This window comes from Pontibacter sp. HJ8 (genome assembly GCF_054824225.1).
Genome location: NZ_JSYF01000446.1, coordinates 1 through 11,238, shown reverse-complemented (window position 1 = coordinate 11,238; position 11,238 = coordinate 1). Strand labels below are relative to the sequence as shown.

Annotated in this window: 13 protein-coding genes; 8 read left to right on the top strand and 5 right to left on the bottom strand. The window is 51.8% G+C overall.

Going from position 1 to position 11,238, the window contains the following annotated elements; genetic code table 11:
- The first annotated feature begins 231 nt into the window (after window positions 1–231).
- The 3 genes from OB13_RS17525 to OB13_RS17515 all read left to right on the top strand — a co-directional run bounded on the left by OB13_RS17525 (window position 232) and on the right by OB13_RS17515 (window position 3,548).
- Window positions 232–1,800, top strand: coding sequence for an amidase (locus OB13_RS17525; protein ID WP_461491480.1), 1,569 nt, complete (start codon window positions 232–234; stop codon window positions 1,798–1,800).
- Between the two features lie 139 nt (window positions 1,801–1,939).
- Window positions 1,940–3,010 (top strand): serine hydrolase domain-containing protein, encoded by a 1,071-nt coding sequence (locus OB13_RS17520; protein ID WP_461491479.1) that lies wholly within the window; start codon window positions 1,940–1,942, stop codon window positions 3,008–3,010.
- Window positions 3,011–3,185: 175 nt separating this feature from the next.
- Complete coding sequence (locus OB13_RS17515; RefSeq protein WP_461491478.1) at window positions 3,186–3,548, top strand: DUF6970 domain-containing protein; 363 nt, start codon at window positions 3,186–3,188, stop codon at window positions 3,546–3,548.
- Between the two features lie 86 nt (window positions 3,549–3,634).
- Here OB13_RS17515 and OB13_RS17510 read toward each other — a convergent pair whose 3' ends face one another.
- Both OB13_RS17510 and OB13_RS17505 read right to left on the bottom strand, forming a co-directional pair.
- A complete protein-coding gene (locus OB13_RS17510; RefSeq protein WP_461491477.1) occupies window positions 3,635–4,159 on the bottom strand; it encodes a DinB family protein in 525 nt (174 codons plus the stop codon).
- A 63-nt stretch (window positions 4,160–4,222) separates the two neighbouring features.
- A complete protein-coding gene (locus OB13_RS17505; protein WP_461491476.1) occupies window positions 4,223–5,167 on the bottom strand; it encodes an NADP-dependent oxidoreductase in 945 nt (314 codons plus the stop codon).
- 161 nt (window positions 5,168–5,328) lie between these two features.
- On the opposite strand from OB13_RS17505, the gene OB13_RS17500 reads away from it, so the two are divergent.
- Window positions 5,329–5,622: a DUF1330 domain-containing protein gene (locus OB13_RS17500; RefSeq protein WP_461491475.1), complete on the top strand. Its 294-nt coding sequence runs from the start codon at window positions 5,329–5,331 to the stop codon at window positions 5,620–5,622.
- Between the two features lie 32 nt (window positions 5,623–5,654).
- Here the strand turns inward: OB13_RS17500 and OB13_RS17495 are convergent, their stop codons facing one another.
- Window positions 5,655–6,281, bottom strand: coding sequence for a YdcF family protein (locus tag OB13_RS17495; protein ID WP_461491474.1), 627 nt, complete (start codon window positions 6,279–6,281; stop codon window positions 5,655–5,657).
- 112 nt (window positions 6,282–6,393) lie between these two features.
- On the opposite strand from OB13_RS17495, the gene OB13_RS17490 reads away from it, so the two are divergent.
- The 4 genes from OB13_RS17490 to OB13_RS17475 all read left to right on the top strand — a co-directional run bounded on the left by OB13_RS17490 (window position 6,394) and on the right by OB13_RS17475 (window position 8,757).
- Window positions 6,394–6,771: a nuclear transport factor 2 family protein gene (locus OB13_RS17490; protein ID WP_461491473.1), complete on the top strand. Its 378-nt coding sequence runs from the start codon at window positions 6,394–6,396 to the stop codon at window positions 6,769–6,771.
- Between the two features lie 60 nt (window positions 6,772–6,831).
- Window positions 6,832–7,461 (top strand): HAD family hydrolase, encoded by a 630-nt coding sequence (locus tag OB13_RS17485; RefSeq protein ID WP_461491472.1) that lies wholly within the window; start codon window positions 6,832–6,834, stop codon window positions 7,459–7,461.
- 93 nt (window positions 7,462–7,554) lie between these two features.
- Window positions 7,555–8,037 (top strand): GNAT family N-acetyltransferase, encoded by a 483-nt coding sequence (locus tag OB13_RS17480; RefSeq protein ID WP_461491471.1) that lies wholly within the window; start codon window positions 7,555–7,557, stop codon window positions 8,035–8,037.
- A 267-nt stretch (window positions 8,038–8,304) separates the two neighbouring features.
- Window positions 8,305–8,757, top strand: coding sequence for a hypothetical protein (locus tag OB13_RS17475; protein WP_461491470.1), 453 nt, complete (start codon window positions 8,305–8,307; stop codon window positions 8,755–8,757).
- Window positions 8,758–8,908: 151 nt separating this feature from the next.
- Here OB13_RS17475 and OB13_RS17470 read toward each other — a convergent pair whose 3' ends face one another.
- Both OB13_RS17470 and OB13_RS17465 read right to left on the bottom strand, forming a co-directional pair.
- Window positions 8,909–9,967, bottom strand: a complete 1,059-nt coding sequence (locus tag OB13_RS17470) for a class I SAM-dependent methyltransferase (protein WP_461491469.1) — start codon at window positions 9,965–9,967, stop codon at window positions 8,909–8,911.
- A gap of 92 nt (window positions 9,968–10,059) precedes the next feature.
- The gene (locus OB13_RS17465; RefSeq protein WP_461491468.1) at window positions 10,060–10,812 is read right to left on the bottom strand and encodes a helix-turn-helix domain-containing protein; all 753 of its coding nucleotides are present in this window, start codon (window positions 10,810–10,812) and stop codon (window positions 10,060–10,062) included.
- Window positions 10,813–11,238 lie beyond the last annotated feature (426 nt).

Below are 11,238 nucleotides of genomic sequence, written 5' to 3'. Positions count from 1 at the left end.
CTATACCTGTAATGTCCAAGGTATAGATTGTCTCTTCGGACAAAAGGCCGTGATCGTTAAGATTCCATCCGGCAACAACGGAAGGCAAAGTAGCAGCTCCAAATAGTATTAAGCCAACCTTTCTGAAGTAATGAGGAAATAGTTGTATTTTCAGATCGTATAAATTTCAAAGCCCGCTATACTACATCTGCTGAAAGCTTTATCTATATTGGTTCAACAAATCCAAAGCCTATGCGCCTGAAATCTACTCCTCTACTTTGCCTGCTGCTCATTCTTTTAGTGCTGACTAACTGCAGTCCTAAAGCTGAAAAAGCTGCGACAACCACAAGCCAGTTTGAGATAGAGGAAACCACGATCGCGGGCATTCACCAGGCTTTCCGGGAAGGGACCTGTACCTGCGAACAGCTGGTAGCCACCTACCTGGAGCGTATCGAAACCTATGACCAGCCCACCCGGCTCAACGCCATTGTCGTGACCAATTCCGAAGCACTTGCAGCCGCCAGAGCGCTCGACGAAGAATACCGGAAAACAAAGAAGCTTCGCAAGCTGCATTGCATACCGCTTATCGTTAAGGACAATTATAATACAGTGGGTTTGCAGACAGCAGCAGGCTCGCTGGCAATGAAAGGTTTTATACCGGATGCGGATGCCTACCAGGTGCGGGTCCTGAAAGAGGCCGGCGCCATCGTGCTGGCAAAATCCAACATGGCAGAGTGGGCTTTCAGCCCGATGGTCACCATCAGTTCCATTGCCGGCGAAACCCTGAACCCCTACAACCTGGAGCACGTGCCTGCCGGTTCCAGCGGTGGAACCGCCGCTGCCGTAGCTGCCAACATGGGCACCGTTGGCCTTGGCTCCGACACGGGCAATTCTATTCGCGGGCCTTCTTCGCATAATGCACTGGTCGGCTTCCGTTCCACCCTCGGCCTCACCAGCCGCCACGGCATCGTGCCGCTCTACCTGCGCAACGATGTAGGCGGTCCCATGGCCCGCACCGTAGAAGACGCCACCAGAATCCTAGAGTTGATAGCTGGATACGACCCGGCCGATCCGGTGACAAGGTATAGCCAGGGCAAAGTGCCTCAGAACTATACCCAATTCCTGGACAAAGACGGACTGAAAGGGGCACGCATCGGCGTATTGCGTATTCTAAGCGACCATAATCCTGATCCGCAGGTGAAGGCGCTCTTCGAGCAGGCCATCGCCGATCTGAAAAAACTCGGTGCCGTGATCGTGGACCCGATCGAAATAGCGGGTTTTGACAGCCTGCGCCAAGACCAGTGGTGCGATGTCTTTCAGGAGGACATCAGCGCCTACCTGGCCGCAGCAGGTATAAATGTGCCTGTGAAGAACCTGCAGGAAATTGTGGCTTCGGGTAAGTACTCCCCCTACATCGAAGAGAACCTGAAATACTTCCTCGAGCACCAGGACAGCCAGAACAATGCCTCCCATACCTGCTCCGACCCTTTCACCGATCCGAGAAGGATTGCTTTCCGGCAGGCAATCGAGCAGGCCATGGACCGCCATCAGCTGGGTGCCATCATCTACCCGACCTGGAACAACCCACCGGCCAGAGTGGGTGATCTGAAAGGGTATAAAGGCGACAACAGCCAGATTATTGCGCCTCACACCGGGCAACCTGCCTTCACGGTTCCCATGGGCTATACCTACAATAACCTGCCTGCCGGCCTGCAGTTCCTGGGCCGTATGTTTGACGAGCCTACGCTGATCCGGTATACCTATTCTTATGAGCAGGGTACCCGGCACCGAAAGCCGCCGCTGCAGTTCAGTAAGCGGTAAACCGGTAAATAACCCTGTTGCTGTATCAGGGTATTTTTATCAATGAGTAAATCATAGACTATTGATATTTTTTGTCGTTTAATCAATAATTAACCAATAACTATAGTCTGCTGGTCTTACGCTCGTTGCTTCACTGGCCATGAAAATCAAAAAGTACTTCTGTATCGGAGTTCTCATCACGTTGAGTATTGTAGCCAAGGCGCAGGCTATTGAGATAGATAACTTTCTGCAAAACCAGATGAAGGAACACCATATACCGGCCGTTTCGGTAGCCATTATCGAGCATGGCAAAGTAGTTTTAACGAAGACCTACGGCAAAGCCAACCTCGAATACAACATCACCAACTCGGAGGGCACAGCCTTTCAACTGGCTTCGGCTACCAAGCTGCTGGCTGCCACAGCCCTCATGACGCTGGTTCAGGATGGGAAGTTAGACCTGCATATAAAGGTAAGAGCCTACCTCCCGCAGTTGCCCCAAGCCTGGGATGACATGCAAGTGATCGACCTGGTTGCGCACCAGTCAGGTATAGCCGATCTGCTTGGTCTCAAATACGAATTCAACTCTTTACAAAGCGCTTTGGATACCGCTGTAGCCCGACCCCTGGATTTTGCACCCGGCACCAAAACAGTTTATGCCGGAGGTGATTATGCGGTCGTGATGAAGCTGATAGAAACCATAACCGGTATGTCTTACCAGCAGTTTCTGAACCAAAGCCTGCTGGCAAAGCTGGGGATGAAGCATACCGTGTACAACAACATGGAACAGGATTTCATCTACCGGACCTATGATACTATACCTTACGCCGCCACGGTATACAAGTGGGATTCGGAAAAGTCTCAGCAAAGAATTTTCTCCATGCTGTTTCCTTCCTGGACCTACCCTGCCGGTGGCTTATTCGCTTCCATAGAAGACCTGTCGAAATGGGCTGTCGCACTGGATAACAACACCCTTTTGAAACCGGAGATCCAGGAGCAAATGTGGACTGCCGCTAAATTGCGCGATGGCAAAGATTCTCCGTTTGGCGTCGGCTGGATCGTGGCAGACCGCAAGGGCGAAAAGGCTACCGGCCATAGCGGAGGCCCCGCTTTGGCCGATATTGTCCGGTTACCGGACCGAAAACTGACAGCCATTGTTCTGACCAATCAACTGGAACTGCGCCCCAACCTGACCATGCAGGTAGTAGACCTCTACCTGAAGCATAAGAAATAAAGCTCCTGCTGGCAGCAGCTAAGCCCCACACATTAAGCATTTTGCCGGAATGGCTAATGGCCATGCAACCCCAAAGGCCTGGAAAGAGTCCCTACTACAAACAGCGCCTGGTCTCCGGAGTGTCTCCTATTGAACATCGGGTATACCTGGATATTTTGATGCTAAAACGATCGCTATGCCTCTACATCGCTTCTACCTCCTGATTTTCACCTTGGCTGCCTGGGCGCTGGTGTCGTGTGAGAAAACTGACCTGCCACCCGACACCTCCTCCTGTGTGGAGGCTAAAATTAAAAAGTTGAAACAGGAAGGTGTCCGGAACCCGCCTGCTTCTGTCTGGCAGTACCAGTATAACGGACAGACCGTGTACTACATACCACCTCACTGCTGCGATGCACCGGGCATTTTGTTTGACGCCAACTGCAATTACATCTGCAGCCCGGATGGTGGCTTCACCGGCCAGGGAGACGGGAAATGCAATGACTTTTTTGAAAAAAGAACCAACGAAAAGTTGATCTGGCAGGACGACAGAAAATCCTGATCCTTGCCTTTGCTAGAATCATCGGCCTAGGCTGCTATACCTTAGTTTGCCTGAGGTATAGCAGCCGTGCTGTCCATCTCTTCCAGCTAAGCCTGCGTCTTTTCCCTCAGAATGCGGGCAGTTACCAGCAATTGCCCTACGTGCCGCATGGTATGTTCGGCAGCATGAAAAAGCAGCCCATGCACGGTAGACTCCACCTGCGCCCGCCCTACCCGCCGGGTTTCTGTCAGGGTATTTTCATCGGTCTGGCGCAGCTGCTCCAGTGCCCGGTCTACCCGTTGCTCATACTGCTGCATCAGTGCGGACACCTGATCGGCAGCTTCTACCGGTTTCCCTTCTGCGTAGAGAGAGGCCAGTTGCTCATCCGTCAGGGCCTCCCCCCGCGCATAGGTAAACAAGCGATCCAGTATGCCGGCCAGGTGCTGCAGGTGGTATCCTACCGAGGCAACCCCGGCAGGCCGCTCCCAGATCAGTTCTTCCGGAAAATCCTGCATGAAACTCTGCACTTCTTCGCGGGCCTGCAGCAACGCGTGGGCTATGGGCTGGAGGAGGGGCGGCATGTCGGGCAGCGGTCCACGCAGCCAGACTTCCAGGTTTTTGGTTTGTGCCATTTTATGTTGAGTACTTGCGTTTGATGATTATTTTCGTGAGATAACTCCTGACAAACCTGTTGCTTAGCTTACGGTCACCACTACCTTTCCGCGCGTCTTATGGGTTTCAACCTGTTCATGGGCTTTGGCCATTTCACTGAAATCATACACATGCGACACGTGCGACTGCAACAGCCCCTGCCCCAGCAGGTCGGCTATTTTCGCCTGATCTTCCCCACTGGAATGCACCAGGTAGTTTTTTGCTTCAATGTTCCGCTTTTTGGCCAGCGCCTGTACCTCTTCTTTTGCACCACCCAGTATGGAGATGATCTTGCCCCCATCTTTGAGCGTTTTCAGCGATCTGCGGGTATTTTCTTCCCCCAGCGAATCCAGCACGATGTCCATGTCCATGACAACGTCCTCTACATTAAAATCATGGTAATCGATCTGTTCATCTGCTCCCATGTTCCGGAGAAAATCGTGGTTCTCGGAAGAAGCCGTACCGATCACAGTAGCCTTAAAATACTTGGCAATCTGCACGGCAAAGTGTCCGACTCCGCCCGCGGCCGCATGGATGAGCACGTGCTGCCCCGGTTGTATTTTGGCCTCATGCACCAGCACCTGCCAGGCCGTGAGAGCAGCTAAGGTGGCAGCGGCGGCCTCGTGGTGCGGCACATTGGCCGGTTTATGGGCCAGGTGCGCTTCCGGCGCGGCTACATATTCGGCGTACGCCCGGCCATGCCCCGGAAAATTGACCATCCCGAACACCTCGTCTCCCGGCTGAAAAAAGCTCACCGCCTCGCCCACAGCCACTACCTCGCCCGAAATGTCCCATCCCAGAATGACCGGGGGTGTTTCTTTGAGGGTGTTGTAAAGCGATTTTCCTTCCCGTGTTTTGGCGTCCACCGGATTGATGCTGATGGCTCTTACTTTTACCAATACCTCGTTCTTTTGAAGGGCAGGCTTTTCGATTTTTCCCAGCTGCAGGTTCTCAGGTGCACCCGGTTTCTCTAATAGGTAGGCTTTCATAGGCTTAAATATTTATCCTGATCCAAGATTATTTTAAACTGAAGCCAGGAGAAAAGGTTATGTATCTCCGGAAAGGAGGCGTGGCAGCAGACCCGGAACTTGCACCTGAAGCAGTTTCTGCTTACTATTGATTTTCGTATTTTGAACCAAAAAACAGACCAATGCCTGCATACATTATCGTTGAAATTGAGGTAACCGACCCGGCTACTTATGAGGAGTACAAAAAGTTGACGCCCGGATCCCTTGTTCCGTTTGCCGGCAGGTTCATCGTGCGCGGTGGAGCTGCGGAGCTACTGGAAGGTGATCAACAACCCAACCGCATCGTAGTGCTTGAATTCCCGACACTGGAGCAGGCCAAAGCCTGGTGGTCTTCTGAGGAATATGCACCAGCCAAGGCTTTGCGACAGAGCGCCTCAACTACGCGCATGATCGCGGTGGAAGGCTTTCAGGCCTGATCAAGGTATAGCAAACGGATGCAGGACAGCTGCTACAGCTTTCCTGCATCCCGCCGGTTCAGGTAATCCAGCACTTCATCCACGGATGCCAGGTCGCCTTTGGCGTAGTATTTTTTTATCCGGTCCATCTCCCCGGCTATCAGGTCGGCCCGGGTACCCTGCACCTGGCCTTGTGAGTGCGTCACTTCCTCCTGCCAGGGCAAGGGCTTGCCCGGCAAACTATACAGGTATAGCTGCGGATATTCCCGCATTGCCAGCGTAACGGCGGTCATGAAGGCGCGCGGCTGTTGAAAAGCGGCAGCTGTAACGACCAACGTTTTATAGTTCTGCTCCCTGGCATACCGGATGGCAGACTGCGCTTCGATGAAGGTATGCAGCAGTGGGGTATCAGCCGGTACGGGAGGCACGGGCAGCAGCTGCCCCTCCCCGATTCCCAGCTTCCCGAATTCCTCTTGCCAGGCTGCATAGCCGGGGTAGCCGCTCATGGGCGCTGTACCCAGGCAAAGTACTGTATCGGTATACCTGTTGCGCAGCAGCAGTTGTGCCGCCTCAAAAGCGGCAGCCTGGTTGTCTTCGGTCTGGCCAAAAAGAAACAGCCCATCCAGGGGCGTTGTGGGCAGGGTATCGCACAGGGTGCGGATGATGAGTGCTTCTATCATAGCTCCGCTTATACGAAAGCAGGTATAGCAGGGTGTATCCCGGCAAAAATCATTACTTTTGAGGATGTATTCAAAGATTTGGACACTCTCTTTTCTGCTCTCGTTTTTAGCTATGACAGCACAAGGCCAAGGCAAAACGGAAACACCCGCCGTGATCAAACCGGTACAACAGCAGCTCGAGGGGTATAACAAGCGCGACATCGATACCTTTGCCAGCGCCTTCAGCGATACCGTGAAGGTATACCGGCAACCGGGCGTGCTTACCTACCAGGGCAGAGACGAACTGCGCAAAAGATACGGCGCCATGTTTGCCAGCACCCCCGACCTCCACTGCGAGATCGTGAACAGGATCGTAGCAGGCGATGTGGTGATCGACCATGAAAAGGTGCAGCGAAAGAAAGGCCAGCCCCGCACCGATGCCATCGCGGTATACCGCATACAGGACGGGCTGATCGTGGAGGTAACGTTTATACCACCGCAAAACCAGTAGGCGTTCTTTTGCCATAGCAGGCAGGCGCACAGGTATAGGACTTGATTAAATTGACGATTCATGCAAAACAACATAGACAGTATCATATTTGACCTTGACGGCACGCTTTGGGATGCCGCCGATACGGTAGCAAAGGCCTGGAAAGCAGCCAAAGAACAGGTTGATTTCGAGATACAGGACATCACACCCGAAATCATCCGCTCCATTGCGGGCACCCAGCACAACCTTATTTTTCCGATGCTTTTTCCGCACCTGAGCCCCGAACAGCAAAAGGAACTGATGGAGGTAAGCGGCAAAGAAGAAATGGCCCACATCAAAAAGTATGGCGGCCAGCTGTACGACGGCCTGGAAGAAACGCTCCAATACCTGCACCCCAGGTATAAGCTTTTCATCGTGAGCAACTGCCAGGACGGCTATATTGAAGCTTTCCTGGAGCACCACAACCTGCAGACCTACTTCCGGGACCATGAATGCTCCGGCAGAACGGGCGACCCCAAGGACGTCAATATGAAGGCCATCATCAGCCGCAACAACCTCGAATCGCCTGTGTATGTGGGCGACACGCAGGGCGACGCCGATGCCGCTGCCAAAGCAGCTGTTCCTTTCATTTACGCCAGGTATGGCTACCGCGAAGTGGAGCAGTATGAGCACAGCCTGGAGCAAATCAGTGAGCTGACCACGATATTTTAAGAAGTCGCCCCGCTGCCTACCCGGAAACAGGTATGGCAGCGGGACAGGCTGATAAGGCAGGAGCCGCGTATAGTTCATTATTCATATACCGCCGTGATAGTAGAAGCATTACCAGAAGACATAGATGATATTTACAGCCTGTGGCGCATCCTGCTGGACTACCACCAGGGCCATCATCCTGTTTTCAGGTATAAGCCCGGCAGCGACCATGTGCTGAAAACAGAACTGCTCATCCGGCTCAAAGACAAAAACACGAAGGTATTTGTGTATCAGCAGGAGGACGAATGGGTAGGTATGATCATTGCCAGCCTCAAGAATGCTTCGGCCGGATTTAAGTTTACTAACAAGGGCTACATCGCCGAAACGGTTATCAAAGAAAAGTACCGGGGCAGCGGTATCGGGAAAGAACTTTTTGAAGCAGCCCGCAAGTGGCTTTCGGATAAAGGAGTGGATCACATCGAGCTGCAGGTATCCGTGCACAATCCCTCCGGCCTCAGCTTCTGGGAATCGCTGGGCTTCACCCCTTCCACACAAGTCATGGTGCTCAGCCTGCAGGAGCCGAAGCGCAAAAAGTAAATCTCAGAGCTAAAAACAGCCGTTGCCGGGCTTTTCAGCGTTTTTGCAGGGTTTCGTACGTCCTTCCGGCCTGCCTTACCAGCCCCATTTCAACGCCACTTTCCGAAGGAGTCAGGGATCGCTTGCTCCTTTACTGGAGAAGGTATTCCCTGCTAAAAATATAATCCTCCATATACTCAACTGAAGTAGCCTGCTCCCGTACCTTTTGGTAAGTGCAGTCCGCACATGACCTTCAAATTCTCAGGCTTATTTTACACTTCTACGACTATGTATAGCAGATTCACCTGGATGTCCGTAATGGCGCTCCTGCTCCTATCGCTCAGCGGCTGCGGTAAGGACGATGAAACCCCGCAACCGGACGCTTCGACTCTCAACAAACAGATCACCTTCAACATCTACACCGAAACCGATTACAGCGACTCCCGCTGGGATAATTCGAAAATGAAGCTGACCCTGAACCTGAAACGGGTAAGTAACAACCCGCACAAGGAAACCGTTGTTCTGGACACGACCATCGGCTGGATGGCTTTCAGGGATCTTCCGAAGGCGCCCGCCAAAGCTCAGTTTGTCAAAAAACTGAACAGCGTGAGCAAAGAAAATGAAGACATCGTGATCAGCATTTCGAAGCTGGTATCCATCAACGGCTACGAGAGCACCTTCAGCCACAGCCTGACGGTGGATCGGGCCAAAGAAAACGAGGTAGTAGAGGTAAAACTCTAAGCTCAGCCTAACGCAAAATGCCCCGGCAGAACGGATCCTGTCGGGGCAAACTTCCCAGGAGTTTTACTTCCAAACTCCCGCACGCTTACAATATACCTATCCAAAGCAGCCAGCCGGGACCATTTCAGGCCCTGAAGGTATGGCTATACCTTCAGGGCCTGAGTTCATACATCGTATCATATATTGTTTCGGTTCCTTCCCTGAAACCGGTGAAGCCGGAAGCTCTTGCCACTTTTTCCAGTTCTTTTTTCCTGACGTCTACACCAACCTCAATGCTTGAATCTTTCAGAGCTCCCGGCAGGCCGTGTGCTGATCTCATGCGCTGGTAATGCTCTTCTCGTATTCTGTTCTTATCCTTGGCTTCGATCACCAGCAGGACACCATCCGGTTTCAGCACCTGGTAACAACCAGCCAGCAGTTCAGGCATTGTTCCCATGTGGTGCAGGCACTCGATCAGGGTGATGAGATCGTATAGGTTCGCATGCACATGCGCATTGGTGCCGAGGTTAAAATTTACGTTCCGAATCTTCTTTTCTTTCGCCAGCAGATTGGCTCTCTCCACAGAAGACGCATACTTGTCAAACCCATAGAACCTGGAAGCCGGGAAGGCCTCTGCCAAAACTAGCGTGGAGGCTCCGTGCCGGCCACAACCCAGGTCGGCCACCGTTATACCTGCCTGCAGCTTCGAGGTCAGGCCTTCCACACCGGGCAGCCAGCTACCGAAAAGGCTGGTGAGGTACTCTGTGCTGAAAAAGCGGGAGGATGCATCTGCGTATAGGGGCTGTTCTTCAGAGTTGCTCCCGGCGTCTGAGATTTTTTGATTTTTGCTGTAATTTATTTTTGGCTTGTCGGTTTCCTTGTTTAGAAAACGCCCTCCGATGTAGAACGGGCTTTTGGAATCGGTCATCGCAATGGCATGCTCGGTGGGCAAGGTATAGGCAGCTGTGGTTGAGTTGTAGTAAATGTACCCTCTTTCTGTCTGGCTTTTGAGCCACTCTTCTACAATGCGCGCAGGCGCTGCTGAACGGAGCACCACCTCCTCAGCCGAAAGCGGTCCGGCGTAGGCCATTGCCTTGTAGAGACCAAGCTTGCTGCCCAGGTAGATCATTTTGATACTTTCTGAAGCACTCAGATCGCTGGTAATGTGATTCACAAAGTCTGACATTTTCCGGGTACTGATCTCTTTCGGTAAAATAACATTCGCTTCCATGGCCTTAGATAGTTAGTGTTTTCTGTAACGATCTGAAATTACAAGCCAGGACTGCGAAAGTATTGTATGGAACACGGAATGATTTGTCTCGATCAGAGGTTGCGACGAAGTTCCAGCGGGGTATAGCCGGTTTTGCGTTTGATGAAGTGGCTGAAGTGGGATTGGTCTTCGAAGTGCAGCACATAGGCCACCTCTGCCACGGTCAGGTCTGTACTACTCAGGAGCGCTTTTGCCTCCCGCAACAACATCGTATTGATCAGCTCATGAGGCGGATGCCCGGTGGTGCTTTTGACAACGTCTGCCAGATGCTTGGCACTGATACTTAACAAATTCGCATACTGTTGCACTTCGTGCATGTCTCGGAAGTTTTTCTCTACCAGGTGCTTGTATTCATTGGTGATCCTGACCGACCGGGATGCTTTTTCTTTGATATGGACCGTATACCTAGCCTTGTAACAGTCCCGGATGAGCAGCAGCAGAATATGCACATAGTCGCGCAGCAGTTGGTTCTTCTCGCGGGAGGGGTTCTCATTTGCCTCTATAATATTGACAAACGCCTTCTGGATCGATTCACTTTCCTTGCTGGTGAGGCTGATGACGTGTTCTGCTTCCAGGTCGAAGAATGGAAACTGCTCAGACAACGAGCTATGGAGCAATGGCTCCAGAAACTCAGATTTAAATTCGAGGCAGTACCCTTTGCAGGAAGTTATATTTTTGGAGGCATAGAGCAGATTTTCCGGCACAATGATCAGATCGTGTGGCTGCAGCCAGCGATGCTTGTCATCCAGCCGGATGTCGTGCAGTCCGTCCAACAGCAGGTATAGCAGGTTAAAGCTTCTCCTCATGGCTGGGATGCCCAGCTTTGGGTCTACTTTGCTGTGCCTCTCCTGCAGAGTTCCCGGCAGTACCATCAGGCCGGGATCATAAGTCGTGGTATCTTTATTTATTTTTCTTTCAAAAGCAGCAATTGTATCAAAGGTCAATATTTTTTGATTGGGCACTGATCAGCTTTTATCATTTCTTTACATCTTATTTCATTAAAAGAAACCTGTATTCTGACACGTACAGTATGCTTAGGCAGGCGGCACAGGATTCTAATCAGCCTTCTCCCGGGAAGGCCTGATGCGAAAGAATATCCTCAAAACGATAACAACCTGTGGCAGTTAATCGCTCAACAACAAGGCAGTTGTTTCTAAGTTATTTGCTATTAATTCCGGCTTTTTTAGTCAAGCCTCTTTTAAACAATACGTAAAACCCGGCATAATAAGTGT

Excerpts from the sequence above, each read along its gene's own strand:
- OB13_RS17525 (WP_461491480.1), top strand. The coding sequence starts at position 232 with ATGCGCCTGAAATCTACTCCTCTACTTTGCCTGCTGCTCATTCTTTTA.
- OB13_RS17520 (WP_461491479.1), top strand. The coding sequence starts at position 1,940 with ATGAAAATCAAAAAGTACTTCTGTATCGGAGTTCTCATCACGTTGAGT.
- OB13_RS17515 (WP_461491478.1), top strand. The coding sequence starts at position 3,186 with ATGCCTCTACATCGCTTCTACCTCCTGATTTTCACCTTGGCTGCCTGG.
- OB13_RS17510 (WP_461491477.1), bottom strand. The coding sequence starts at position 4,159 with ATGGCACAAACCAAAAACCTGGAAGTCTGGCTGCGTGGACCGCTGCCC.
- OB13_RS17505 (WP_461491476.1), bottom strand. The coding sequence starts at position 5,167 with ATGAAAGCCTACCTATTAGAGAAACCGGGTGCACCTGAGAACCTGCAG.
- OB13_RS17500 (WP_461491475.1), top strand. The coding sequence starts at position 5,329 with ATGCCTGCATACATTATCGTTGAAATTGAGGTAACCGACCCGGCTACT.
- OB13_RS17495 (WP_461491474.1), bottom strand. The coding sequence starts at position 6,281 with ATGATAGAAGCACTCATCATCCGCACCCTGTGCGATACCCTGCCCACA.
- OB13_RS17490 (WP_461491473.1), top strand. The coding sequence starts at position 6,394 with ATGACAGCACAAGGCCAAGGCAAAACGGAAACACCCGCCGTGATCAAA.
- OB13_RS17485 (WP_461491472.1), top strand. The coding sequence starts at position 6,832 with ATGCAAAACAACATAGACAGTATCATATTTGACCTTGACGGCACGCTT.
- OB13_RS17475 (WP_461491470.1), top strand. The coding sequence starts at position 8,305 with ATGTATAGCAGATTCACCTGGATGTCCGTAATGGCGCTCCTGCTCCTA.
- OB13_RS17470 (WP_461491469.1), bottom strand. The coding sequence starts at position 9,967 with ATGGAAGCGAATGTTATTTTACCGAAAGAGATCAGTACCCGGAAAATG.
- OB13_RS17465 (WP_461491468.1), bottom strand. The coding sequence starts at position 10,812 with ATGAGGAGAAGCTTTAACCTGCTATACCTGCTGTTGGACGGACTGCAC.